The following is a 24,940-nucleotide window of genomic DNA, read 5'->3' on the forward strand; positions in this document are numbered from 1 at the left end:
TCCTCCCGTTCAGCAGATCCCATTATGCATTTGCCTAATACATTTAGGCAAATAAGCCTGCCGGGGGAGGTGGCGGGAAGGTCGACCGCTCACCGCGGGGCGAGCGCGCGCACCTGCTCGGCCGGGTCGTCGCCGGTGGGCAGCAGGGCGATCACCGGGGTATCCAGCCCGTTGTCCACGTAGGCCTGGACGCGCTCGCGGCACTCCTCGGCACTGCCGTGCACGATCAACTCGTCCACCACCTCGTCCGGGATGACCTCGTTCGCCCGCTGCCGATCGCCCGCGGCCCACGCCTCGTGCATCGGCGCCAGCCGCTCACCCCTGCCGAGCCACTCGTGGAACGCCCGGTACACGGGAACCGTCAGGTAGCTGCTGATCAGCATCCGACCCAGCCCGCGCGCCGCGTCCGCGTCCTCGGTGGGGCAGACGAAGATCCGCGCCGCCAGCTCGGTGTCCGGCCCGACCTCGGCCCGCACCGTCGGCACGTCGGTGGCCGCGAGCCAGTTGGTGATGGCGCCGTCGGCCTCGGCGGCGGCCAGCCGCAGCATGCCGGGCCGCAGCGCGGCGAGCATGATCGGCGGCGCCGGCTCCGGGGCCCGCTCCAATCGGAACTTGCTCACCGAGAACGTCGGGTACTCCTTGGTCACCTTCTCCCCCGCCAGCGCCGCGCGCAGGAACCGCAGGGTGTCCCTGCTGCGACCGTAGGGCTCGGTGAACTCGGCCGCGTTCCAGTTCTCCACGATCACCGGGGACGAGCTGCCCAGCCCGAGCACGAACCGCCCCGGGGCGCACTCGGCGAGCGTGGCCGCGCTCATCGCCAGCAGCCCGGGTCCGCGGGTGTAGACCGGCACGATCGCGGTACCGAGCCGCAGCCGCGGCGCCCACTGCGAGGCCAGCAGCAGCGGGGAGAACGCGTCGGTGCCCGCGGTCTCCGCCGACCAGGCGTCGGTGTACCCGAGGTCGGGCAACTGCTCGACCAGCTCCCGGTGTTGCGCCAGCGGAACCCCGGTCAGCGGGATGGTGATGCCCCACCGTGTCATACCGCGTCTACCTCCTCAGTGTGCGCCGAGCTCATGTTTGATCCAGTCGACCTGCAGCAGCATCAGGTTCTCCGCGACATCCTCGGCCTGCGGGGTCATATGGGTCGCGCCGTTCAGCGGCAGGAAGGTGTGGGGCCTGCCCGCGGCCAGCAACGCCCCGGACAGCCGGAGGGCATGCGCCACGAACACGTTGTCGTCGGCGAGGCCGTGCACGATCAGCAACGCCCTGCGCAACTGGCCCGCGTCGGCGATCAGCGAGTTGTCCCGGTAACGGTCCGGTTCCTCCTGGGGCAGGCCGAGATAGCGTTCGGTGTAGTGCGTGTCGTACAGCGACCAGTCGGTCACCGGGGCCCCGGCGACGGCGGCGTGGAACACCTCCGGCGCGCGCAGCACGGCGAGCGCCGCGAGGTAGCCGCCGTAGGACCAGCCGCGGATCGCCACCCGGTCCAGGTCGAGCTCCGGGTGCAGCCGGGCGGCCGCCCGCAACGCGTCCACCTGGTCGGCCAGGGTCACCTCGGCGAGCCTGCCCGCGATCTCCCGCTCCCAGGCAGGCCCCCGCCCCGGGGTGCCGCGCCCGTCCGCGACCAGCACGGCGAACCCCTGGTCGGCGAGCCATTGCGAGGTCAGGAACGCGTTGCGGCTCTGCAGCACCCGCTGCGCGTGCGGACCGCCGTAGGGGTCGAGCAGCACCGGCAGCTTCCCGTCGCCGGCACGGTAGCCCGTCGGCAGCAGCAACGCGGCCCGCAGCCCGCGCTCCCCCAGGGTCAGCCAGGTGAGGACCGGTTCGATGCCCGGATCCACGGTGTACGAACCGATCGTGGCCGCCGGTTCGCCGTCGCGCAGCACGGCGACCTCGGGTCCACTGTGCTCGAGGCTCCACGAGGACAGCACCGTGACCTCGGCGTTGCCGGCACCGATGTGCACACCCTCCGATGTGGACAACCGACGCACGCCGCCGGACTCGGTGCGGTACACGTGGATCTGGGTCGGGTCCTCGGCGGAGGCGCTGAACAGGACCTCCGCGCCGACGTGCAGTACCGAGCGGACCTGCAGCGAGGGCTCGGTGACCGGGATGCCGTCCAGGACCAGCCGGTAGCCGCCTTCGGCCGCGCTCACCCGGACCAGCCTGCCGTCGGAGGTCCAGGCGGGCACCCCGGTGATGATCTCCACCCAGTCCGGGTCGGACTCGGTGTGCAGCAGCGTGGTGGAGCCATCGGTGACGTCCACCGCGTGCACCTCCAGCCGCCGCTGGTCCCGTGGCTGCACGGCGATCAGCGGCGGCCCACCCGCCGACCAGTGCACGGCCACCAGGTACTCCCAGTCGCCACCGCGCACGTCCACCCTGCTGCCGTCCAGGCCGAGGATCGCCAGCGACACCGCCACGTTCGGCGAACCCGCGGCCGGGTAGGCCACCGTGTTCACCGGCGCGTCGGGGTTGGCGGGGTCGGCGATGTTCCAGCGCGGCACGCCGGAGCGATCGGCGCGCTCCGCCAGCAGGTGGCGGCCGTCCGGCGCCCACCAGTGGCCGCGCACCCTGCTCATCTCCTCGGCGGCGACGAACTCCGCGAGCCCCCACGCGATGTCCTCTCCGGACTCCTCGACCAGTTCCCGGTCCGCACCGGTGGTGAGGTCGATCACCCGCAGCCTGCGCTCCCGCACGTAGGCCACGTGCGTACCGGACGGGTCCGGCCGCGGGTCCACCACGGCGCCGTCCACCAGCAGCGTCACCTCGGCGGTGGCCAGGTCCACGGTGTAGAGCTTGCCGGAGAGCGAGAACGCGGCCAGCGAGAACGCCTCGTCCACGGTGTAGCCGACGACCCCGCCGGAGGTCTCCCTGCTGCGCTCGCGGCGCGCCCGCTCCTCGGCCGGCAGCTCCTCCTCCCCCGGCAACAGCGCCGCGGCGTCGACCAGCTTCGACTCGGCGCCGGAGGCCAGGTCCAGCGACCAGAGACTGTTGCGGTGATCGACACCGGACTCGGCACGCAGGAACAGCACCCGGGAACCGTCCGGCGCGACCCGGAACTCCTTGGGAGCGCCGAGGGTGAAGCGCTGGGTACGGGCCTGGGTGCGGAGGAAGGACAGCTCGTCGGTCACACCGTGCACTCTGTCAGATCGACTCCCGGGCACCCTCCCCCGTACTGGCACGCAACTGCTGGCACGCAACGATCGGCAGTTCGTACGCACGATGTGCGCAATGATCCGCGTAGGCAAGCAACGACTTCCGGATGAACCGTACGCATCGGGGCTCTAACCTGAACGCATGACGACGTTCGCCGACCGCACCACCGGTTCCACCACCGACGAGTTCATCGGGCTCGACGAGCGGTGGAGCACGCACAACTACCACCCGTTGCCGGTGGTCATCGCCGAGGCAGCGGGCGCATGGGTGACCGATGTCGAGGGCAGCAGCTACCTCGACTTCCTCGCCGGCTACTCCGCACTGAACTTCGGCCACCGGCACCCCGCCCTGGTCGAGGCCGCGACGCAGCAGCTCGGCCGGGTCACCCTCACCTCGCGTGCCTTCCACCACGACCAGCTCGGCCCGTTCTGCCGGGAACTCGCCGAGCTCACCGGCACCGACATGGTGCTGCCGATGAACTCCGGCGCCGAGGCCGTGGAGTCGGCGATCAAGGTGGCCAGGAAGTGGGCCTACCGGGTCAAGGGCCTCCCGGCGGGAACGGCCGAGATCGTCGTGGCCGGCTCGAACTTCCACGGCCGGACCACCACGATCGTTTCCTTCTCCACCGACGACGCCGCGCGCGCCGACTACGGCCCGTACACGCCCGGCTTCGTCACGGTCGAGTACGGCGACGCCGAGGCACTGGCCGGAGCCATCACCGACCGGACGGCGGCGGTGCTGCTGGAGCCGATCCAGGGTGAGGCCGGCGTGATCGTGCCCCCGGACGGCTACCTCGCCGAGGCACGCAGGCTCTGCGACCAGGCGGGGGCGCTGCTGATCGCCGACGAGATCCAGTCCGGCCTCGCCCGCACCGGCACCCTGTTCGCCCTGGACCACGAGCGGGTAAGGGCCGATCTCTACACCCTGGGCAAGGCGCTCGGCGGCGGCATCATGCCGGTCTCCGCGGTGGTCGGCAGCGGCGAGGTGCTCGGGGTGCTGCGGCCGGGCGAGCACGGCTCGACCTTCGGTGGCAACCCGCTCGCCTGCGCCGTCGGCCGCGCCGTGCTGCGGCTGCTGAGCACGGGCGAGTTCCAGCAGCGCTCCGCCTCGCTGGGCGAGCAGTTGCGGAGCCGGCTGTCCGAACTGGTCGGCGACGGCCTGGCCGAGGTTCGCGGCCGCGGCCTGTGGGCCGGGGTGGATATCGCCCCCGGCGGGCCGACCGGGCGGCAGGCCTCGCAGGCGCTGGCCGAGCGCGGTGTGCTGTGCAAGGAGACGCACGGCAACACGCTCCGGATCGCGCCCCCGCTGGTGATCTCCGAGCAGGACCTGGACCGGGGCATCGACGCGATCGCCGAGGTGGTCCGACACTGACGCTGAAACACTGGGGGCATGCACGAGGAACGCGTAGACCTACGGACACCGGTCGACGACGCTGAGGCACACGCCCGGGGCAAGGCGCTCCGGGACGCGACCCCGCCGACCGCGCACGATCACCAGCCGACCGGCCCGCACCGGCCGGGGGTACTCGAGTTCATCGAGACCAGCCACCGGGGGCGGCTGCCGGAGTTGCTGCCGCTGCGAGTCGGCAGGATGGTGTCCTCGCCGTTCTCCTTCTTCCGCGGCGCCGCGGGGCTGATGGCGGCCGACCTGGCCGGAACCCCGGTCAGCGGGCTCACCGCCCAGCTCTGCGGCGACGCGCACGCGGCGAACTTCGGGCTGTACGGCACGCCCGAGGGCCGGATCGTGATGGACATCAACGACTTCGACGAGACCGTGCCCGGACCGTGGGAGTGGGACCTCAAACGGCTGGCCGCCAGCCTGGTACTGGCCGGGCGCGAGGGCGACGCCTCCGAGGACGGCTGCCTCGAGGCCGCGGAGGACGCGGTGAAGTCCTACCGGCGCACCATCCGGGCGCTGGCCGAGCTGCCGTTCCTGCGGTCGTGGAACGCGCTGCCGGACTCCTCGGTGGTGAGCAAGGCCCAGGCCGACGAGCTGGTCGACGACTTCGAGAAGGCCGCGGCCAAGGCCCGCAAGAACACCAGCGCCAAGGTCACCAGGAAGTGGACCGAGCACATCGACGACCACTCGGCGGGAACGCACAACCTGCGGTTCGTGGACAACCCACCGATCCTGACCCATGTGGACGACGCCGTGGCCGAGGCCGTGACCGACGGCCTGGAATCCTATGCGGATAGCCTGCGGGAGTCCCGTCGCAATCTGATCACCAGGTACTCGGTGTCCGATGTGGCCTTCCGGGTGGTCGGCACCGGAAGTGTCGGGCTCCGCAGCTACATCGCCCTGCTGCACGGCAACGGCGACGAGACGCTGGTGCTGCAGGCCAAGGAGGCGACGCCCTCGGCGCTGGGCCGGTACCTCGACGTCAAGCCCACCAAGCATGCCGGCAAGCGGATCGTCCGCGGTGCCCGGCTGGTGCAGGCCGAGTCGGACATCCTGCTCGGCTGGACCACCATCGAGGGCAGGCCGTTCATGGTCCGTCAGTTCCGCAACATGAAGGGCAGCATCGACCCGACCGAACTGCGGGAGAACCACCTGGACGACTACGGGCGGCTGGCCGGTGCGTTGCTGGCACGGGCGCACACCCGCTCGGTGGACCCGAGGCTGCTCGCCGGCTACTTCGCCGACGACAAGGACATGGACGAGGCCGTCGGCCGGTACGCGGTGCGCTACGCCGACCAGACCGAGGCCGACCACGCCGAGCTGGTGGCCGCCGTGGAGCGCGGTTCGCTTCCCGCGGAGTCCTGAGTCAGGACTCCGTGGCGAGGGCGGCCACCTCGTCGGCGCAGCCCCAGGACAGGGTGATGCCCATCCCGCCGTGGCCGTAGCAGTGGATCACCTCGTCCGCCCGCTCCAGCCGGACCTCGGGGCGGGCCGGGCGCAGGCCCACCCTCGTGCGCAGCACCTCGACCCCCTCCAGCGCGGGCTCCAGCGCGCGGCAGCGGCGCAGGATGTCGGCCGTGGTGTGCTCGTCGGGCTCCAGTGCGGCGCTGCCCACCTCCTCGGTACCGCCGCAGACGACGTGGCCGCCGTGCGGCAGGACATAGCTGAAGCCGTCCTCGTCCACCACCCACTCGGCCAGCCCGGGGTCGCGGACGTGCACCACCTGGCCCCTCGCGGGGTACACGGCCGGATCAGGGGCCAGTTCCCGCGCGCCGAGGCCGGCCGCGTTCACCACCAGGTCGGCCCCGGGACGGGCCTGGTCGAGGCCGGTCAGCTCGCGATACACCGTCCGCACCCCGGCCTCGGCCGCGACGCCGGCCAGCCACTCCAGGTACACCATGGTGTCCACCAGCGGTGGGGCGAAGGCCAGCGCGTCCAGCCACGGCCCGTCCAGCCCGGTGTGCCTGCTGATGCCGCCGACCGCGTCCGCCCACTCCGGTACCGGCCGATCCTCCCGCCGCAGCAACCGGCCCGGCAGTAGCCGGACCCCGGTGCCCTGCTGCCCGGCGAGCCGGCGGAACTCGGCCACGCTGGCCGCGGTCCAGCCCGCGCAGCGGTCGGCGGGTTCGGCGAACCGGGGATAGATCAACCCGCCGGCCGCCATCGAGGCGGTGTCCGCCAGCGGGTGCGCGGTGATCACGGTCACCTCCCACCCGGGCCGCGCCAGCCGCACCGCGCAGCTCAACCCGATGATCCCGCCGCCGACGACCGTGACCCGCATCCGCTGCCCCCTACCTGCTCCGTGCCACCCGTCCCTCGGTCCAGACGGGCGCGTCCACCTCGGTCACCCTGCCATCCGCGGCGAACAGCAGATAGCGGTCGAAGGACTCGGCGAACCACCGGTCGTGAGTCACCGCCAGCACGGTGCCGGTGAACTCCTCCAGCGCGGCCTGCAGCGCCTCCGCGGACACCAGGTCGAGGTTGTCCGTCGGCTCGTCCAGCAGCAACAGGGTCGCTCCGGACAGCTCCAGCAGCAGCACCTGGAACCGGGCCTGCTGGCCGCCGGAGAGCAGCTCGAACCGCTGCTCCGCGGCGGCGGCCAGCCCGTAGCGGCTCAGCGCGGCCGTGGCGGCCCCACGCTCCATACCCTGCCGGGTGCCCTCGCCGCGGCCGAGAATGTCCAGCAGCGAACGACCCGCCCATTCCGGGTGCTGGTGGGTCTGCGCGAACAGGCCGGGCAGCACCCGCGAGCCGAGCCGGTACCGCCCGGTGTGCGGCACCTCGGCGCCGCCGTCCAGCAGCCGCAGGAAGTGGCTCTTGCCGGAGCCGTTGGAGCCGAGCACGCACACCCGGTCACCGAAGAACACCTCGAGGTCGAAGGGCGCCATCAGCCCGGCCAGCTCGAGCCGCTCGCAGGTGATCGCCCGCACCGCGGTCCTTCCGCCCCGCAAGCGGGGCTTGACCTGCTGTTCCCGAGGCGGCAACGGTGGGGCGCCCTCCTCCTCGAACTTCCGCAGCCGGGTCTGCGCCGCCCGGTACCGCGAAGTCATCTCGTCGCTCATGGTGGCCGCGCGCTGCAGCGAACGAACCAGTTCCTTCAGCTGCTCGTGCTTGTCGTCCCAGCGCCTGCGCAGCTCGGCCATCCGCTCCGCCCGTGCCCGCCGCGCCTGGTGCCAGCCGCCGAAACCGCCGCCGTGCACCCAGCCCGTCCCACCCTCCAGGGTGACGACGTGCGTGGCGGCGCTGGCAAGCAACTGCCGGTCGTGGCTGATCAGCAGCACGGCCTTGGCCGTCTCGGCCAGCCGCCCCTCCAGCCACCGCTTGCCCGGCACGTCCAGGTAGTTGTCCGGTTCGTCCAGCAGCAGCACCTGCTCGGGGCCACGCAGCAGCGCCTCCAGCACCAGCCGTTTCTGCTCGCCGCCGGAGAGCGTGCGTACCTCGCGGAACCGCGCCCGGTCGAACGGGACGCCGAGGGCGGCCACGGTCACCGTGTCCCACAGCACCTCGACCTGGTAGCCACCCGCCTCTCCCCACGCGGACAGTGCCTCGGCGTAGCGCAGCTGGGTCGGCTCGTCGTCGGTGTCCATCAGGGCGAGCTCCACCGCGTCCAGCTCGGCAGCGGCCGTGCGCAGCGCCGGGGGCGCGACCTCAAGCAGCAGGTCGCGCACGGTTCGCTCGTCCCGCACCGACCCGATGAACTGCGGCATCACCGCCAGCCCGCCCTGGGTGTGCACCGCCCCCCGCTCCGGGCGCAGCTCGCCACCGAGGATGCGCAGCAGGGTCGTCTTGCCGACGCCGTTGTCCCCGACCAGCGCGACCACGTCCGCACCGGCGACGCGGAAGGACACGTCGGTGAACAGGGTCCGCCCGTCGCTGCGGCGGTACGCCAGCGCGCTCGCCTCGAGATGTCCCACCGCGGCATCGTCACCGACCGGTGCGGAACCTCGCCAGCGAATTCCCGGCGAGCTGCCGTAGTGTCGCCGCGTGGCCGATCTCCGCGCGCGGGCGCTTGCCGTGGGCGCGGGCCTGCTGATGGTGCTGCTCGGTGTGCCGCACGCCGGGGACACCGGCCCGGACGCGCTGGACGCCGCGGTCGCCACGGCCGTGCACAGCGCCTTCGCCGGGCAGGACGCACTGCTGCGGCTGCTGGTGCTGCCCACCCAGCCCGCGGTGCTGCTCGGCGTCCTCGGTGTGCTGGCGGTCACGTGTGTGCTGCAGCGCCGCCGCACCGGGCTCGCGCTGGTGCTGCTCGGTCCCGCACTGGCCGTGGCCGTCAACACCTGGCTGCTGAAACCGCTGTTCGGCCGGTACTACGACGACCACCTCGCCTACCCGAGCGGCCATACGGTGAGCCTGGTCGCCGTGCTGACCGTGCTGGCCCTGCTCGCCCGCCCGCGTACCGCGACCCGGCTGGTGATCCTGCTCGGCTGCCTGCTGCTCACCGCCGCCGGGATCGGCATGATCGGGCTGCGCTACCACTACCTGACCGACATCCTGGGCGGCGCGGCCTGCGCGGTGGCCGTGGTCCTCGCGCTGGCGGTCGGGCTGGAAGCCGCTATCCCCGCTCGCTCGGTTCCGGATCCCGGCCGACCGCGTCCCTGGACAGGGCGGTGAGCCTGCTGACCGCCCGCAGGTACTTCTTGCGGTACCCGCCGTGCAGCATCTCCTCGGGAAACAGCTCCGAAAGCGGCGTTCCGGAGGCGAGCACCGGGATGGCCCGGTCGTACAGCCGGTCGGCGAGGGCCACCAGCCGCAAGGCCACCGTCTGGTCCCGCGCGGGCCGCACTCCGCGCAGATGCACCATGGACACCCCGTCCACCAGCCGCCCGTAGCGGGAGGGATGCAGCGCGGACAGGTGCGCGCACAGTGCGTCGAAGTCGTCCACTGTGGATCCGGGATGCGCCCGTGCCGAGGTGGCCAGCTCGTCCTCGGTGACCGGGGCCGGGGCGTCGGGCAGCCCACGATGCCGGTAGTCCGGCCCGTCCACCCGGACCACGCCGAACCGGGCGGACAGCGACTGGATCTCGCGCAGGAAGTCCTCGGCGGCGAAGCGGCCCTCCCCCAGCTTGTCCGGCAGCGTGTTCGACGTGGCCGCAACGTACACCCCGGCCTCGGTGAGCTCCCGCAGCAACCGGGTCACCAGCATCGTGTCACCGGGGTCGTCCAGCTCGAACTCGTCGATGGCGAGCAACCGGTGCTCGGAGAGCCTGCGCACCGCCTCGGCGAACCCGAGCGCGCCCACCAGGTGGGTCAGCTCCACGAACGTGCCGTACGACTTCGGCCCCGGCACCGCGTGCCAGACCGAGGCCAGCAAGTGGGTCTTGCCGACGCCGAACCCGCCGTCCAGGTACAGGCCGGTCTGCTGCGGGGCCGCCGCGCCCCCACCACCGAACAGCGCCCGCCAGCCGGACCGCTTCCGCCGCCCGGTGCCGACCCGCTCGGCGAAGGTGGAACAGGCCGCCACGGCCGCGGCCTGGCTCGGCTCCTGCGGGTTGGGCAGGTAGGTGGAGAACCGGACGGCGTCGAACCGCGGCGGGGGAACCAGCGCCGTGATCAGCTCGTCGGCTTCGAGCTCCGGCCAGCGACCGGTCAAGTCAGCGGGCATGCCGGCCAGCGTAGCGACCGCCGCGCGCTCCCCCCGCCGGCCGCGCGACCAGGGAGATCCAGCCCACTCGAATGGCTCCGGCGAGCGAACCGTGTTGGGATGGAACCGTGCAGATGTTGTGGCCGCCACGGGGAGACGGCAGCCCGTCCGACCCGCTCACCGACGCCGACCTGGAACGGATCTATGCGTACCCGGACCGGTTGAGCAGGCCGTGGATCCAGGCCAACTTCGTCGCCTCGGCCGACGGCGCGGCCGCCGTCGAGCACCGTTCGGCCGGCCTGTCCCATCCCGCGGACAAGCGGATCTTCGCGCTCGGCCGCGACCTCGCCGACGTCGTGCTGGTGGGAGCGGGCACCGTCGAGACCGAGAACTACCGCGGTGTCCGCAACACCGCTCGGCGCGCCGAGCGCAGGCGGCGCAGGGGGCTCACCGATGTACCGCCGATCGCCGTGGTCAGCGGGCGTTGCACCATCCGGCCGGACGCCGCACTGCTCACCGACACGGCGGTGCCACCGATCATCTTCACCACCGAGGTCGCGACCCCGGAACGCCGCAAGGCGCTGGCCGCTGCCGGCGCCGAGGTCCTCGTCACCGGGGAGCACACCGTGGACCCGCACGCCCTGCTGGACGAGCTGAACCAGCGCGGGTTGCGCAGGATCGACTGCGAGGGTGGGCCGCACCTGTTCGCCACCCTGGTCGCCGACGACCTGATCGACCAGTTGTGCCTCACCGTGGCGCCGCTGCTGGCCGGCGCCGGGGCCGACCGGATCGTGGCGGGCCGGCGTTCCGAGCTGCCGCGCGGCCTGCACCTGGCCTCGATCCTGTACGAGGACGGGTTCTGCCTGTTCCGCTACCGCCGGGCAGTCGGCACGGAGGAGTGAGGCTGCGGATGGGCGCGGACGCCGAGGCGGAAGACAGCGGTACCGGCCGGGCCGGCGACCGGGACGTGGCGCTGCTGGCCAGCGCGGTTCGCGGCAACCAGGCGGCCTTCGACAGCCTGGTCCGCAGGCATACGCCCCGAATGTACCGGGTGGCGCTGCGGATCACCGGTACCTCGGCCGAGGCCGAGGACGTGGTCCAGGAGGCGTGGATCTCGGCCTGGCGCGGGCTGTCCGGGTTTCGCAGCGAGTCCGCGGTGTCCACCTGGCTCTACCGGGTGGTCACCAACACCGCGCTGGCCTACATCCGGCGGCGCAGGCCGACCGTGTCGCTGGACGCGGCACTCACCCCGGACGACGAAAGCCGCTCCCTGCTGGAGTCCGGGCTGTTCGCCGACACCAGGGCCAACCCGGAGGGCAGGGTGGTCCGCGCCGAGGAGGTCGACGCGGCACTGCGTGCCATCGCGAGCCTGGACGTCTCGCAGCGGGTCCCGCTCGTCCTGCGCGAACTGGAAGGGCTGAGCTACGAGGAGGTCGCCGAAGTGCTCCAGGTCAGCGTCCCGGCCTTGCGTTCCCGGCTGCATCGAGCCAGGGTGGCGTTGCTCGCGAAACTCAGGGAGCAGTGATGGACCGCGCCGAGGAAGAGCCCGGCGAGGACCCGCGCCGGGATCCGCGCTGGGGACTCGTCGATGCCGCCGCGCGCGTTCCGGTACCGACCCCACCCGGCCTGATCTCCCGGGTACTCCGCTCCGTGCACGGCCTGCGTGGCCGCAAGCTCGCCGAACCGCTGGAGCTCGAGCAGGAGCGCGGCAGGCTGCATGTCGGTGAACGGGCGCTGGTCCTGTTCACCAGGACACTGGGCGGCGAGCTGGGGGCGCGGCTGGGCGTGCACGTCTCCGCCGTCGCGCTGGAACCCACCGGACTCGAGGTGTTGCTGACCGTCCGGTACGGCGTCGCGGCGAACGAGGCCGCCGAGACGCTGCGGAGCAAACTGCGCGAGGCGCTGGTGGCCGAGTTCGGCTCGGCCGCACCGCCGGTGAGCGTGCATATCGCCGATGTGCACCACGAGTAGGAACGCTTCGGCTCCCCCGTTCGAGTGGTCCGCCGACATGGCGGGGTAAGGAACGACATCCGAGTAACTACGAGGCCGACCGGATCGGGCGGCCCCGCCACAGGGTTCGAAAGGAGCAGCCGTCATGGCGCAGACCAGCACGAGCAACACCGACACCACGGCCGTCACCAAGCCGGGGACGTCGGCACTCAACGAGGAGGGTTCGGCGGGCAAGACCACGATCTCCTCCTCGGTCGTGCAGAAGGTCGCCGGCATCGCCGCACGTGAGGTTTCCGGGGTGCACGCACTCGGCGGCGGGGTGTCCCGCGCGTTCGGTGCCATCAGGGAACGCATTCCCGGTTCCGGCACGGTGACCACCTCCGGCGTCTCCGTCGAGGTCGGCGAGAAGCAGGCCGCCGTGGATCTCGACCTCGTCGTGGAGTACGGGGCGCGGATCGTGGACGTCGCCCGCGCCGTCCGCCGTAACGTCATCACCACCGTCGAGCAGATCACCGGTCTCGATGTGATCGAGGTGAACATCTCGGTGAACGACATCCACCTTCCCGAGGAGGATGGCGAGGAAGAACCGTCGTCTCGGGTGGAGTGATCGATGACCGCCGCAGCCGGATCCGGCCGGCCGGAAGACCTGGCGCACGCCATCGCGAGTGAGTTGCTCGCGCACCCCTCGGTGGTCCGCCTCGACGGCGGGCCGCTGGGCACCCTCGCCACGCACCTGCCAGGTCACAAGGTCAGCGGGGTGCGGGTGACCGAGGTCGGCGCTCCGGTCGAGGTCGGTGTCGTCCTCCGGCTGGACGGTTCGCTGCCAGCGGTGACCGCGCAGCTCCGGGAGCGCGTTCAGGCGCTCGCCGGTAACGTACCTGTCCATGTCGACGTGGTCGATGTGGAAGTCAACGCCGACAGCACCGAGACCGAGCCGGAAGCCGGAAACCGGGTGACGTGAACGACGTTCCCGACCGAAGTGCGGAGGGCCGCGCCGCACGCGCGGCCTTCCGAGCTTTCGTGCGCGAGAACCACCCCGACGTCGGTGGGGACCCGCACGTGTTCGCCGAGGGCCTGGACCGGTTCCGCCGCGGCGAGCAGCCGGAGAACCAGCAGGACCAGCCCGAGGACGACAGCCGCTACGACGCTCCGGTCGTGTTCGTCAAGGAGCCGGGCGGCGTGACGGGCCTGACCAATCGGGTCAAGCGATGGCGCGGCCGCAAGCGTCGCCCACCTCGGGTTCGCTGACCACCATGCAGATCGCTTCCAAGGAGACAACGTTGAACGCAACGCAGACCGGGATCATCGCCGGCCTCGTACTCGGCCTCGCGGCCTCGCAGAGTTTCATCGCCTTCCTCATCACCTTGGCGGTCGGAGTGATCGGCCTCGTCGTCGGCAGGGTGCTCGACGGCGAACTGGATCTCGGCGACGTCTTCGGCAGGGGCCGGGACCGGTGACCACCCCCGCGCCCGCCGCACTGCCGGAGAGTCTGCTCCTGAACTGGACCTTGCCACTCGAGGCGAGTGGCAGAACTCGCCCTCCCGTCTCCCACCACCACCCATATGGAGGCGCTGACGCGCGCCACTCTGTTCGGCGGCGAACAGCCCACGGGCGGCGAGGCCGGGCGCATGAGCTGCGAAGGTGACTGTGGTGATGAAGTCCGAGCCCGGCCGGGCCGACCGTGTCGCGAGTTCAGGAACAAGCACCGAGCCGGAAGAGCGCGGCACGCTGAGCATCAGCCACACGGTGGTGCGCAAGATCGCGCAGCGGACGGCCGACCAGGTCGACGGCACGACACGGGCGCAGCGTCGGGTCGCCGGCCTCGGGCTGGGTACGCACGGGTCCAGCGCCAAGGTCGCCGGGCGGGCCGACGAGGTGGACCTGTCCATGGACCTCGCGCTGCACTACCCGACCTCGATCGGCACCGTGACCGGCGAGGTCCGGGAGCGGGTGACCGAGGAGGTGGAACGCCTCACCGCCTACCGGGTGCGCTCGCTGCGGGTGACCGTGTCCGCCCTGCTTCCCGAGATCCAGCCGCGCGTGCGCTGACTCGACAACCTGCTGACCAAACCATGGAGTGAAACGGTGCGGGTATTCGTCCGTCTACTTTCGACCTTGCTGGCGCTGGCCGTTGCCGCCGCCGGCGGGCTCATCGCGCTCGAGGTCGGTTGGCACTGGTGGCGCCCCGGCGACGCCCCGCTGCTGCTACCGTGGCCGAGCTGGCAGGCTCGGTTGAGCGAGCTCCAGTGGACCTCGACCGGCATCCGGGTCGTCGCCGGGATCACCGCGGCCGCCGGGCTGATCCTGCTGCTGGCCGCGCTCGTCGCGCGCAGGCGTTCCATCCGGTTGCACGACCCTGCGCCCTCGGTCAGCGTCACCACCTCGCCCCGTTCGCTGGCAAGGCTCGTCGGGCACCGGGTCCGCTCGCAGGACAATGTGGATGGTGCCACCGTCACCGCTTCCGCGAAGAAGGTTCGGATCCGCGCCGTCAGCAGGTTGGAGGACGAGCGGCAGCTCCGCCCGCGGCTGGCCGAGGCGGTCACCCACCTGCTCGGCGAGGTCCCACTCACCGAGCACCCGAAGGTATCCGTCGTGGTCGACTCCCCCAAGGACCGCCGATGAGCCGCACCTCAACCTCCACCAAGGCACTCGCCCGTTCCTACCGCGCCGAACGCACTCTGACCTTCGTCCTCGGCCTGCTCGGTCTGCTCGCCGGCGTGGCCGCGCTGGTGGTGAGCCTCGGCTGGCTCGGCGGCTTCCGCGCGCAACGCCCGATCCTGGATCCGATCGCGGTCGACTGGCTGGGCACGCGGCCGGTGCTGGCCAAGACGGTCGCGATCGTGGTCGGGGTGCTGCTGCTGGTCTTCGGCCTGTGGTGGTTCGTCCGTTCGCTGCGTCCCGAGGGCAGGCCGGATATCGAACTCGATCGCTCGGTCGGCAGCGAGCTCACCGTCACCTCGGGCGCCATCGCCAGTGCCGTGCAGGCTGATGCCGAGTCGGTGCAAGGCGTGCACCGTGCCCGCGTCCGCGCGGTCGGTGACCCGGCCGACCCGGCGCTGCGGATCAGTATCTGGCTTCGCGAGGGCAGCGACCTCCGCGCCGTCTGGGAGGAGCTCGACACCACCGTGCTCACCCGCGCCCGCGAATCCCTCGGCATCGAAGCCCTGCCGACCGCGGTACGCCTCGAACTCGACGCAGCCGAACGCCGGCGCGTCCGCTGAACCGTCATCTCACGGCACTCACGGTGCCGGTCGCGGAACGAGTACCACGTCGGCGGGCAGGCCCGGGCGGGCGATCGTCACGGTCCCCGGTGCCAGGCTCTCTGCGGGATACCTGCTCATCTGGACGTGCACGAGGCGAGCCCGCTGTGCCACCGCGCCCAGCGCGTCTCGTTCGTTCCGTACCTCGATGATCGGCTTCATGCCGAGATTTTCGATCAGTTCGTACAGCTCGTCGAACAGTGCACAACGGGCGCCGATGAGCACGGCGTCGGCGCCGTATACGCGTGCTTCCCACACGTGGTACTCGGACACGGCCGGTTCCCAGCAGATGACCGGCTTCTCGGTTTCGACCCTGGCGTCGAGTATGTCCACCGGGCAACTGGGAACCACGTAGATCGCCGCCGCGTCCTGGTCGGTCACCGTCGCGGAGATTCGGGCCGGGCCACGCAGGTCGAGCCGCCGCGGCGGGGGTGCGTCGTGGTTGAGCAGCCGCATCTTCTCCAGCGGAAAGGCTTGCTCTCGTCGGTTCCGCGCCGAGGCGCTCATCGCGACCCCGCTTCGTGCCGGAGCACGTCGACGATGTGCTCGGCGACCTGAGACATCTCCGGGGAGCCGAGGGTGACGACGACATCACCGCGCCGAACCCTCCCGACGACCTCCTCGGGAACGTCCGAAACCGACCCGAGGAACCTCTTGGCCCCGTCCGGTAACGGGATCGCACTGGTCAGCGCCGCTCCGCCAACGGGCTCGTCCCAGGTTTCGCCGGGACCGTAGACCTCGAGAACGACCGCTTGGTCGGCGATGCCCAGCGCCCTCGCCATGTCGTCGCCGAACTCGCGTACCCGGTAGGCTCGCACCGGCTGGCAGACGACCAGCAGTCGCCCGTCGCCGGCGAGCGACCGCATGGTCCGTAACGACGCGGTCATCGAGGTGTGGTGGCATGCGTAGTCGTCGTAGACTCGTACGCCACCTTCGTCGCCTTTGAGTTCGAACCGCCTGCGCACACCGGGGAACCCGGCCAGACCGTCGATGGCCGCTCCTGGGGGCAGACCGAGCCGCAGCGCGATCAGCAACGCGGCCGCGGAGTTGGCCGCGAGGTGCTCACCCGGCATCGGCACATCGACCGTGCCGAGCGGGGTTCCGTCGAGATGAGCGATGTAGTGACTGCCGGTGGTCGTCGCCGACAGGTCGGATACGCGCAGGTCGGCGTCCCCGGCCATCCCGTAGGTCCAGACCGGGGTGCCGGTGTCACGCACGGCTGCCGCGAGCGCACGGCAGCGCGGATCATCCGCGTTGGTCACCAGGAAACCGCTGGGTTCGATGCGCAGGCAGAACTCCCGGAACGCCGCCGCGAGGTCGGTCATGGTGCCGTAGGTGTTCAGGTGATCGGAGTCGATATTGGTGACGACCCCTACCCCGGGTGTGAGATTCAAGAACGAGCGGTCGCTCTCGTCGGCCTCGACCACGACATGCTGCCCGCCGCCGTACGCTCCGCACCCCATGCCGGGGATCTCCCCACCGACGTAGTAGGACGGATCCATGTCGCAGTTCCGCAGGATCGCCGCCACCATCGCGGTGGTCGTGGTCTTGCCGTGGGTGCCGGCGACCGCGATCATGGTGAGATCCCGCGTGACGGCGTCGAGCGCCTCGGACCGGTGCAGCACACGCAGCCCGCGACGGCGTGCCGCTGCCAGTTCGACATGGTCCCTCGGGATGGCGGTGGAGAACACGACCGTGTTCGCTGTGTCTACGTTGGACTCCGCGTGCTCGGTGCTGATCCGCGCACCGAGGTGGCGCAGCTTCGCCGCCGTGGACCGTTCCCGTAGCTCGCTTCCGGTCACCTGGGATCCGTTCCGCAACAGCATCTCCGCCAGCGGAGCCATCCCGATTCCGCCACAACCGATCAGGTGAACACATCCAAGGTCTGCCGGTTCGTTCCTCATGAGCACGATGTTTCCGGCGGCACGTCGCGACGTGTTCCGGAGAATGTCGCGGTTTTGTCGTAACCGATCAGCCGCCGATAGCGCGCAGCAGCATCGGTAACGAGCGGCGCAGCTCGCGTTGCCAGTACGGCCAGGTGTGCCCGCCGTCGTAGAAGTGCGTCGTGACCGGCACACCCAGCTCGGTCAACCGGCCGACCAGCGCGCGGCCCATGTCGTGCACCACACGTTCGGCGACGGCCTCGAACGTCCCGCTGCCCGGCGGCCGCAGCGGCCCGGTCTCGCCGTTGCCCGAGGAAATGTACAGCCGCGTGTCCCGCAGCTTCGCGGCGAGGTCGTAGGGGTTGCGCCGCTGCCAGATCTCCCGCTGCGCCGGGATGCGCGGATCGCCCCAGAGATCCCGCCAGTCGATCCCGGCACAGGCCAGGCGCATCAGCTTGATCACGTCCGGGCCGTCCGGCCAGCGTGGCCGGTCGATCAGGGTGTGCACGGCCCCGCTGTAGCTCGCCGCGGCCCGGAACATCCCGGGCCGGCGGGCCGCGTAGGACAGCGCGCCGAAACCGCCCATGGACAGCCCGGCGACCGCCCGCTCCGGGCCCGCGCGGTAGTGCCGCTCCAGCAACCCGCGCACCTCGGTGAGGTGGAAGGTCTCCCAGGCGGGCGGGCCGTGCCGTCCCTGGTTCCACCAGTCCGAGTAGTTGCCGCACCGCCCGCCTTCCGGCAGCACGATGATCGCGTCCGCGCCGGCGGTGGCCGCGGCGACGTCGGTGTGTTCGGTCCACGCCCGGTAGTCCGCGTCGGCGCCGTGCAGCAGGTACAGCACCGGCCAGGTGCGCGCGGCCTCCGCCGACCACCCCGCGGGCAGCAGTAGCCGGACCGACTCCACCCTGCCCAGCGCGGGCGAGTCGATCCGCAGGTCGAGGGTGCGTTCGTCGAGTCGGATCTCCTCCACCACCCGCGCCGCGTCGGTGCCGGCGGCGGCGGGCGCCACCGGCACCGCGAGGGCGAGCACGGCGGCCAGCAGGAGCGGCAGGCGGCGAGTCGGCATACCTGAGTTATCGGCATACGACGGGGAGTAGCCATATCGCGGGATGGGGTTCGACATCCCGCACTCGCCGTGCACCCGGCCGGTGTGCTACTGGGCCGAACAGGTTGTCCGGGTCGCCTATGGTGTGGTCAGCGCTCGCCGGGGTTCCAATCTCCCGGACCGGCTCAGCAGGTGCACCCCGAAGGCACAGGCGACCCCGATGACGGTCAGCACCACCCAGGGCACCCACGCGGCCCCACGCTGCCGCGCCAGGTCCAGCGCGGCGCCGGTACCCAGGTTGCCCAGCGCGATACCGATCCCGCAGATCGTGTTGTACAGCCCGTAGTGCGTGGCGACGAACCGGTCCTGGGCGAGGGTGACGATGGTGTCCATCTCGAACGGAAACACCACGACGGTGCCCAGGGTGAGCAACGCGATCGACACCAGCACCGGAAAGAACACACCCACGGCGCCGAACGAGCCGCTGCCCGCCGGTGTGCCGGCGGTGAGCAGCGGCAGCAGGAACGCCGCCCCCATCAACGCGAGGCCCGCGGTCAGGCACTGCCCGTGACTCCACCGCCGTCGACACCATCCGGTGATGCGCAACTGCCCGGCGACGGCGAGCAGCCCCGACACCGCGAACAACGCCCCGACCAGCACGGTGCCGGTCAGTTCGTCCCGCGCGAGCCGGCGGGTCTCCAGCGGCAACGCGAGATAGACCTGGAAAGAGAGCACGTAGCAACCGATCATGGTGCCCGCGAAGGCGAGGAACCTCCGGTTACCGAGCACCTGGCGGCACCCGGCGAGCACCCGCAGCCCGCCGTCCACGGCGCGGGTGGGCAGCGACCGGACCTGCAACACGGTGAGCACGGCGAACACCACGGCCGCGACCAGGCAGGTGAGCCGGAAGGCGACGCCGGTCAGCGCGAGCCCGATCAGCGGCCCGAGCAGGATACCCGACTGGTAGAACACGTTGAACAGGGCGAACGCCTCCACCCTGCGCTCACCGGCGTCCGCGGCCACGTAGGCGCGCACGGCCGGGTTGAACAGGGCGCCGGCGAACCCGGTCGCCGCCGAGGCGATGATCAGCGACGGCACCGAGTCGACCAGCCCCAGCATCGCGAAACCCGCGGTACGCAGCGCGCAGCCGGTGACGATCAGCGGCTTGTAGCCGAGCCGGTCGGCCAGCATCCCACCGAGCAGGAACATGCCCTGCTGGGAGAAGTTGCGCACGCCGAGGATGAACCCGACCAGCCACCCGGCGAGGCCGAGCCCCACCGACAGGTGCGCGGCCAGGTACGGCATCAGCATGTAGAAGCCGATGTTGATGGTGAGCTGGTTGATCGCCAGCAGCCGTACCGGCCGGTCGAAGGAGCGGAACTGGCTCAGCACCCCGGTCATCGGTCACCCCGCAGCGGGTCGATCACCGTGGCGCACCGGGTCCATTGCCGCACCTCGCGCTCATCCGGCGCGCCGACCGAATCCGGCTCCGGCGCGGGTTCCTTCTCCAGCAAGCCGTGTTCCGCGCAGAACTGGTCATTGTAGACGGTGTCGAAGTAGCGTTGCGGCCCGTCCGGGAAGATCGCCGCGATCCGGGTCTCCACGGTGCAGGTACGCGCCAGCCACCCGGCGACCAGTGCCACCGCGCCCGCGCTCCAGCCGCCCGAGGCGTAGTGCGCGGCCGCGAGCCTGCGGCAGGTCCACACCGACTCGGCCGGGCTGACCCAGTGCACCTCGGTGAACGCGGAATAGTCCACATTGCCCGGATAGATGCTGGAGCCCAGCCCACGCATCAGCCGGGTACGCGCCGGCTGCCCGAAGATGGTCGAGCCGATGGTGTCCACGCCGACCAGCCGCAGTCCGGGGCAGTGCCGCCGCAGCACCCGGCTCACGCCCGCGGAGTGACCCCCGGTGCCCACCGAGCACACCAGGACGTCCACCCTGCCGAGCTGCGCGACGAGCTCGGTGGCCAGCGACTCGTAGGCGGACACGTTGTCCGGGTTGTGGTACTGGTCGGGGCAGAACGCGCCGGGATGCTCGGCCATGGTCGCGGCCACGCGCTGCCGCCGCGCCTCCTGCCAGCCGCCGGTGGGATGTGGCCGGTCCACGATGTGCACCCGCGTGCCGTAGGCGAGCAGCAGGCGCCGCACGATCGGTTCCATCCCGGGATCCGCCACCAGGGTCACCGGGTGCCCGTAGACGATCCCGGCCAGTGCCAGGCCGAGGCCGAGCGTTCCGCTGGTCGACTCGACGATCATCCCGCCGGGCCGCAGCTGCCCGCGTTCCCTCGCCCTGGCGATCATGTGCAGCGCGGGGCGGTCCTTCATCCCGCCGGGGTTGTTCCCCTCCAGTTTGGCCCAGAAGCCCCTGCCGTCGGTGGTGAACGGCGTGTCGATCCAGACCACCGGTGTGTTGCCGACCGCGGGTCCCTGCGGCCGCGCAGGGGTGGCCACGGCGATGTCGTGCGAAAGCATGAGTCGAGTCCCGTTTCTGTGCGAGGGCGGTGTACGGCGCGGGAGGACGACGGCGGCGCGGTTCGCGCCTGCCGGTCGTCACCGGCCGATCAGTTCCGCAGCACGCACAGTGCGGTCAGCACGTCCCGGCCACCCCGGGACACGGGCGGTGGACCCCGGCGCGGGCCGGGTGGCCCGCACGCCCCGCCGAGGCGCCCGGCCGGGATGGTGCCGGGGAGCAGGAACAGCAGCAGCGGCACCGCCGCGGCGCCGTCCGAGGACCGGGGTACGGCCACGCAGCGTGGGTGGTCGGCGTCATGCGGGGGTACCGGGTCCGGTGCGGGATGCCGGCAGTCGGCGTCCGTTTCGGACACCGCGGACATCCCGGATACATCGGACACCACGGGCACCGCGGACGCGGCCAGCGGCTCGACATGGTCGACGGCGCCCGGCATCAGGTGGCAGAGCAGGTACACGAGCAGCATGGCGGACGGCACGAAGAGGCGTCCGGTCGCCGGCTGACTGCCCACGGCTACCAAACGTACCCGAAGCGTCGCATACCGACACACCGGCTATGACCTGGCTCGCACCCCGGCTCGATCCGGGCAGAATGTCGGCATGCCGCTTCCGATCACTCCACCGGTGAAGCCGATGCTCGCGCGTGCCGTACGGCAGATCCCGGACGCAGACGACTTGCTGTTCGAACCGAAATGGGACGGCTTCCGCTGCCTGGTGTTCCGCGAAGGGGACGAGATCACCCTGCAGGCACGCTCGGGGAAGCCGCTCAACCGGTACTTCCCCGAGGTGCTGGAGAAGCTGGCCGGCCAGCTGCCCGAGCGGGTGGTGCTGGACGGGGAACTGGTGGTCGCGGTGGGCGGCAAGCTCGACTTCGACGCGCTGACCGAGCGGATCCATCCCGCGGCGAGCCGGATCGAGCTGCTCGCCGAACAGACCCCTGCCAGCTACATCGCGTTCGACCTGCTGGCACTGGGTGACGAGTCCCTTGTCGACGAACCGACCAGCGCCCGGCGGGCGCGGCTGACCGCGCTGGCCGGCGACGAGCTGAACATCACACCGGCCACCGACGACCCGGCCACGGCGCGGCACTGGTTCACCCTGTTCGAGGGGGCCGGACTGGACGGCGTGATCGGCAAGCCGCTGGATGCCCCGTACTCCCCCGGCAAGCGGATCCTGGCCAAGTACAAGCACTCGCGCACCGCCGACTGCGTCCTCGCCGGGCTGCGCTGGCATGTGGACACCGAGCCCGGCGAGGCGGTCGGCTCGCTGCTGCTCGGGCTGTACGACGAGGCCGGGGTGCTGCACAACGTGGGCGTGGTCGGCGCGTTCTCCGTCGCGAGGCGACGCGAGCTGGCGACCGAACTGGCCCCGCTGATCACCGACGGCGCCGGGCACCCCTGGCTGGGCGAGGCGGTGGTCGAGGGGCAGCGGCTGCCGGGGGCGATCAACCGCTGGCGCTCCGCCGAGCAACCCTGGGTGCCACTGCGCGTCGAACGGGTGCTCGAGGTGGGCTACGAGAACACCGAGGGCGGAATGCCGTCCCGTTTCCGGCACACCGCGCAGTTCGCCCGCTGGCGACCCGACCGGGAGCCGGAGTCCTGCACCTACGACCAGCTCGACCAGCCCGCCCGGTACGACCTGGACGCCGTGTTCCGCGGCGAGGTCAAACGGACGGTGTGAGCGGCGTCCGGGAACGGCTCGGGCCCTGGTGCCGAGCGGAGGAACGCGCGGCGAAAGCCCACGGGCCGGGAGGCGGGACGTCTCACCCGCGAAGGTGACGACGGTACGACAGTCCGGGCCCCACCCGCCCGTCTCCCACCGCCACCCAACCGGTGGCACTCCGCGCCGCCGTGCCGTTGACGACGGTCGTGTCGCGCGTTTCCGGACAAGCACTGACCCGCTCACACTCGGCTCACCCTGCGCATGCGAAGGTCGAGGACACCGAGGGTTACGCACGATCCGGGCGACGGGGGCCGCCCGGAGCACGAGACACCGAGTGTCGCCGAGAAGTGAGGGGTCAGTGAGCAACCGCAGCATCCCGCGTGGCCTCCGCGGGCTGACGCTCGTGGCGTTGATGATCCCGGTGCTCGCCGGATGTACCGCGGGCCCCTCCACCCGGCCCGCGATCGTGCAGAACGACGGACCCGCACCGCAGGCTCCGCAGGACGAGCCCGCTCAGGTCCCGCTGCCACCGCTCGCCGAGCCGCGGGCTTCCGGGATGTCCTGGTCCGAGTGCCGCACGGAAACCAGCGCCCGGCTCGGGGACTCGCTGCCCGCGGGGCTGAGCTTCTCCTGCGGCCGGGTGATCACCACCCTGGACACGCCCGACCTGCCGGGCCGCGGTGTCATCCGGCTCTCCCTGCTCAAGGTGGGCGACGGGCCGATCCCGCTCGCGGTGCTCAACGACGTCGACGGCGAACCGGGTTCGCTGCACGCCGCGCGCATCGCGAAGCGGCTGCCGCCCGAGGTGCTGGAGCGGTTCTCGCTGATCGGGGTGGACCGCAGGGGCACCGGTCAGTCCGATCCGATCGGCTGCGTCCCCACCCACATCCGCGAGCAGTTGCTCGGGTACGACCCGGCCGCCACCGAGGTGGCTCCGCTGCTGGACGCCGCGCGCAAGGCGGGCCAGCAGTGCACCATCGGGCTGGAGAACCGCCAGACCGCCTACGACGGCTGGCGCACGGCAGGCGACCTGGACGAGATCAGGGCACAGCTGGGCCTGGACCACCTGCACGCGATCGGCCACGGCGAGGGGTCCTCGGTACTCACCGCGTACGCCACCCGGTACCCGGACCGGGTCGGCCGGATGGTGCTGGACGGAATCCCGGATCCCTCCCCCAACACCGTGTCGGTGCTGGCCGACATCGCGGCGGGAACATTATCCACATTGGATCGTTTCGGGGAGGACTGCGCGGACCGCGACTGCGCGCTCGGTGACGCGCGGAAGGCCGTCACCGCGCTCGCCGAGCAACTGAGGACGGCGCCGCTGTATACGCCGAACGGCACCCGGATGGGGCCGGCGCTCGCCTTGCACGCGGTGCGGATCGGCCTCGGCCAGCGGGAACGCTGGCCCGACCTCGCCGCGGCCATCGCGGCCGCCAGGGGCGGCGACGCGGCGGGGCTGGCCGCCTTCGTGGCGCCGCTGCTGCGGGACACCTCGCTGCACGCGCCCCGGCTGGACGCCGCGCTGGCCACCATGTGCAACGACATGGCGACCCGCTTGCCGGAGGACCGGATCAACGAGGTGCTGCGGGACGCCGCGGGCAAGCAGCCGCTGTTCGGCACGCTGCTGGCGCAGCGGCTGGCCTGGTGCGGCCCGTGGCCCGTGCGCACGGACCCGTTGCCGGAGGCCGGTGCGCGTGGCGCGCCGCCGATCATGGTGATCAGCACGGCGACCGACCCGGTGACCCCGGAGAAGGGCACCATCCGGGCGGCCGAGCAGCTGCCGAGCGCGGTCCGGATCGCCTGGCAGGGGGCCGGGCACGGCGCGTTGGCCTCCTCCTGCGTCACGGACGCCACCCGCGACTTCCTGGTCGAGGGCACCGTGCCGAAGGAGGGCACGCTCTGCCCGGCATAGCACCCTCGCCACCAGCCGAGCCTCGCTCGCCGGGCGAAATCGGCACGGGTACGTAGACTGGCACCGATGGCAGGCGAGGTTCCCGCGTGGGCGTACGCACAACCGGTGCTGCGCCCGCATGACGAACAGTGGATGGTGCAGGCCGACCGGGAATGTGCCGAGCTGACCGAGCTGCTGGGACCGTGGCTGGTGGAAGGCGTGGAGCACATCGGGTCCACCGCGGTGCCGGGGCTGGCCGCCAAGCCGGTGCTCGACCTGATGGCCTCGGTCGCCGACCCGGACGAGGTGGTGACCGCGCTCGCCGGGCGGCTGGCCACCGAGGACTGGCACTACGTGCCACCGGAGACCGACCGCAGGCCGTGGCGGCGGTTCTTCGTCAAACCCACCGCGTCCGGCGTGGACCGGTACGCCCATCTGCATCTGATCCCGGAGGGGCACCCGCGCTGGCGTGAGCAGCTCGCGTTCCGCGACGCGCTCCGCTCCGATGCGCAGCTGGCCCGGGAGTACGCGCGGCTGAAGCACCGGTTGGCGGACGAGCACGGCAATGACCGCGAAGGCTACACCGCGGCCAAGGGCGAGTTCGTGGCCAAGGTCCTCGGCCAGGGTTCGTGAC

General features: G+C 71.7%; 27 protein-coding genes. 16 read left to right on the plus strand and 11 right to left on the minus strand.

All coding sequences use genetic code 11. From position 1 onward, the window contains the following. Positions 1 to 89: 89 nt before the first annotated feature. Entirely contained in the window at positions 90 to 1,040 is a 951-nt protein-coding gene (locus FB471_RS03300; RefSeq protein WP_141995867.1) for an LLM class F420-dependent oxidoreductase, read from the minus strand. A 15-nt stretch (positions 1,041 to 1,055) separates the two neighbouring features. Continuing rightward, entirely contained in the window at positions 1,056 to 3,134 is a 2,079-nt protein-coding gene (locus tag FB471_RS03305; protein WP_141995868.1) for a S9 family peptidase, read from the minus strand. Positions 3,135 to 3,300: 166 nt separating this feature from the next. On the opposite strand from FB471_RS03305, the gene rocD reads away from it, so the two are divergent. Beyond that, entirely contained in the window at positions 3,301 to 4,530 is a 1,230-nt protein-coding gene (rocD, locus tag FB471_RS03310; protein WP_141995869.1) for an ornithine--oxo-acid transaminase, read from the plus strand. An 18-nt stretch (positions 4,531 to 4,548) separates the two neighbouring features. Beyond that, positions 4,549 to 5,922 (plus strand): DUF2252 domain-containing protein, encoded by a 1,374-nt coding sequence (locus FB471_RS03315; RefSeq protein WP_141995870.1) that lies wholly within the window; start codon positions 4,549 to 4,551, stop codon positions 5,920 to 5,922. 1 nt (position 5,923) lies between these two features. On the opposite strand, the gene FB471_RS03320 is transcribed toward FB471_RS03315, so the two are convergent. Together FB471_RS03320 and FB471_RS03325 are read right to left on the minus strand one after the other, a co-directional pair. After that, entirely contained in the window at positions 5,924 to 6,838 is a 915-nt protein-coding gene (locus FB471_RS03320; protein WP_141995871.1) for an NAD(P)/FAD-dependent oxidoreductase, read from the minus strand. A 10-nt stretch (positions 6,839 to 6,848) separates the two neighbouring features. Beyond that, the gene (locus tag FB471_RS03325; protein WP_141995872.1) at positions 6,849 to 8,471 is read right to left on the minus strand and encodes an ATP-binding cassette domain-containing protein; all 1,623 of its coding nucleotides are present in this window, start codon (positions 8,469 to 8,471) and stop codon (positions 6,849 to 6,851) included. 70 nt (positions 8,472 to 8,541) lie between these two features. Here FB471_RS03325 and FB471_RS03330 point away from each other — a divergent pair, with 70 nt between their 5' ends. After that, complete coding sequence (locus FB471_RS03330; RefSeq protein WP_246076227.1) at positions 8,542 to 9,171, plus strand: phosphatase PAP2 family protein; 630 nt, start codon at positions 8,542 to 8,544, stop codon at positions 9,169 to 9,171. On the opposite strand, the gene zapE is transcribed toward FB471_RS03330, so the two are convergent. Beyond that, the gene (zapE, locus tag FB471_RS03335; protein ID WP_141995873.1) at positions 9,113 to 10,162 is read right to left on the minus strand and encodes a cell division protein ZapE; all 1,050 of its coding nucleotides are present in this window, start codon (positions 10,160 to 10,162) and stop codon (positions 9,113 to 9,115) included. The two genes, FB471_RS03330 and zapE, sit on opposite strands and share 59 nt — an antisense overlap. A 113-nt stretch (positions 10,163 to 10,275) precedes the next feature. Between zapE and FB471_RS03340 the strand changes: the two genes are divergently transcribed. From FB471_RS03340 to amaP, 10 genes are all read left to right on the plus strand, one after another. Continuing rightward, positions 10,276 to 11,043, plus strand: a complete 768-nt coding sequence (locus tag FB471_RS03340) for a pyrimidine reductase family protein (protein ID WP_246076666.1) — start codon at positions 10,276 to 10,278, stop codon at positions 11,041 to 11,043. 8 nt (positions 11,044 to 11,051) lie between these two features. Further along, entirely contained in the window at positions 11,052 to 11,666 is a 615-nt protein-coding gene (locus FB471_RS03345) for an RNA polymerase sigma factor (protein WP_141995875.1), read from the plus strand. Continuing rightward, positions 11,666 to 12,112 carry a hypothetical protein gene (locus FB471_RS03350; protein WP_141995876.1) on the plus strand — a complete coding sequence of 149 codons (447 nt, stop codon included), beginning with the start codon at positions 11,666 to 11,668 and terminating at the stop codon, positions 12,110 to 12,112. The genes FB471_RS03345 and FB471_RS03350 overlap by 1 nt, the downstream gene beginning before the upstream one ends. A gap of 124 nt (positions 12,113 to 12,236) precedes the next feature. Continuing rightward, a complete protein-coding gene (locus FB471_RS03355) occupies positions 12,237 to 12,698 on the plus strand; it encodes an Asp23/Gls24 family envelope stress response protein (RefSeq protein WP_141995877.1) in 462 nt (153 codons plus the stop codon). A gap of 3 nt (positions 12,699 to 12,701) precedes the next feature. Further along, positions 12,702 to 13,052 carry a hypothetical protein gene (locus FB471_RS03360; protein ID WP_141995878.1) on the plus strand — a complete coding sequence of 117 codons (351 nt, stop codon included), beginning with the start codon at positions 12,702 to 12,704 and terminating at the stop codon, positions 13,050 to 13,052. After that, positions 13,049 to 13,339: a hypothetical protein gene (locus FB471_RS03365; RefSeq protein ID WP_141995879.1), complete on the plus strand. Its 291-nt coding sequence runs from the start codon at positions 13,049 to 13,051 to the stop codon at positions 13,337 to 13,339. Before FB471_RS03360 ends, FB471_RS03365 begins: the two co-directional genes overlap by 4 nt. A gap of 32 nt (positions 13,340 to 13,371) precedes the next feature. Next, the gene (locus FB471_RS03370) at positions 13,372 to 13,548 is read left to right on the plus strand and encodes a hypothetical protein (RefSeq protein WP_141995880.1); all 177 of its coding nucleotides are present in this window, start codon (positions 13,372 to 13,374) and stop codon (positions 13,546 to 13,548) included. Positions 13,549 to 13,744: 196 nt separating this feature from the next. Then, entirely contained in the window at positions 13,745 to 14,140 is a 396-nt protein-coding gene (locus tag FB471_RS03375) for an Asp23/Gls24 family envelope stress response protein (RefSeq protein ID WP_142001540.1), read from the plus strand. 36 nt (positions 14,141 to 14,176) lie between these two features. Further along, positions 14,177 to 14,713: a DUF6286 domain-containing protein gene (locus FB471_RS03380; RefSeq protein ID WP_141995881.1), complete on the plus strand. Its 537-nt coding sequence runs from the start codon at positions 14,177 to 14,179 to the stop codon at positions 14,711 to 14,713. Next, positions 14,710 to 15,312 (plus strand): alkaline shock response membrane anchor protein AmaP, encoded by a 603-nt coding sequence (gene amaP / locus FB471_RS03385; protein ID WP_141995882.1) that lies wholly within the window; start codon positions 14,710 to 14,712, stop codon positions 15,310 to 15,312. Before FB471_RS03380 ends, amaP begins: the two co-directional genes overlap by 4 nt. An 18-nt stretch (positions 15,313 to 15,330) precedes the next feature. Here the strand turns inward: amaP and FB471_RS03390 are convergent, their stop codons facing one another. The 6 genes from FB471_RS03390 to FB471_RS03415 form a co-directional block, all read right to left on the minus strand. Then, positions 15,331 to 15,807, minus strand: coding sequence for a beta/alpha barrel domain-containing protein (locus tag FB471_RS03390; protein ID WP_170220684.1), 477 nt, complete (start codon positions 15,805 to 15,807; stop codon positions 15,331 to 15,333). Between the two features lie 47 nt (positions 15,808 to 15,854). Beyond that, positions 15,855 to 17,255 (minus strand): UDP-N-acetylmuramate--L-alanine ligase, encoded by a 1,401-nt coding sequence (gene murC / locus FB471_RS03395; protein ID WP_141995884.1) that lies wholly within the window; start codon positions 17,253 to 17,255, stop codon positions 15,855 to 15,857. Between the two features lie 67 nt (positions 17,256 to 17,322). Then, positions 17,323 to 18,300 (minus strand): alpha/beta hydrolase, encoded by a 978-nt coding sequence (locus tag FB471_RS03400; protein ID WP_141995885.1) that lies wholly within the window; start codon positions 18,298 to 18,300, stop codon positions 17,323 to 17,325. A gap of 117 nt (positions 18,301 to 18,417) precedes the next feature. Further along, the gene (locus tag FB471_RS03405) at positions 18,418 to 19,680 is read right to left on the minus strand and encodes an MDR family MFS transporter (protein WP_141995886.1); all 1,263 of its coding nucleotides are present in this window, start codon (positions 19,678 to 19,680) and stop codon (positions 18,418 to 18,420) included. Continuing rightward, positions 19,677 to 20,753, minus strand: coding sequence for a PLP-dependent cysteine synthase family protein (locus tag FB471_RS03410; RefSeq protein WP_141995887.1), 1,077 nt, complete (start codon positions 20,751 to 20,753; stop codon positions 19,677 to 19,679). The genes FB471_RS03405 and FB471_RS03410 overlap by 4 nt, the downstream gene beginning before the upstream one ends. Positions 20,754 to 20,842: 89 nt before the next feature. Next, entirely contained in the window at positions 20,843 to 21,262 is a 420-nt protein-coding gene (locus FB471_RS03415; protein WP_141995888.1) for a hypothetical protein, read from the minus strand. An 88-nt stretch (positions 21,263 to 21,350) separates the two neighbouring features. Between FB471_RS03415 and FB471_RS03420 the strand changes: the two genes are divergently transcribed. The 3 genes from FB471_RS03420 to FB471_RS03430 all read left to right on the plus strand — a co-directional run bounded on the left by FB471_RS03420 (position 21,351) and on the right by FB471_RS03430 (position 24,939). Then, the gene (locus tag FB471_RS03420) at positions 21,351 to 22,430 is read left to right on the plus strand and encodes an ATP-dependent DNA ligase (protein ID WP_141995889.1); all 1,080 of its coding nucleotides are present in this window, start codon (positions 21,351 to 21,353) and stop codon (positions 22,428 to 22,430) included. A 394-nt stretch (positions 22,431 to 22,824) separates the two neighbouring features. Further along, positions 22,825 to 24,327, plus strand: coding sequence for an alpha/beta hydrolase (locus tag FB471_RS03425; protein WP_142001542.1), 1,503 nt, complete (start codon positions 22,825 to 22,827; stop codon positions 24,325 to 24,327). Positions 24,328 to 24,393: 66 nt separating this feature from the next. Then, on the plus strand, positions 24,394 to 24,939 hold the full coding sequence (locus tag FB471_RS03430; RefSeq protein WP_141995890.1) for a GrpB family protein: 546 nt from the start codon (positions 24,394 to 24,396) through the stop codon (positions 24,937 to 24,939). The last annotated feature ends 1 nt before the right edge of the window (position 24,940 follow it).

Origin of the sequence: Amycolatopsis cihanbeyliensis, from assembly GCF_006715045.1 — a bacterium.
Classification (GTDB): domain Bacteria; phylum Actinomycetota; class Actinomycetes; order Mycobacteriales; family Pseudonocardiaceae; genus Amycolatopsis; species Amycolatopsis cihanbeyliensis.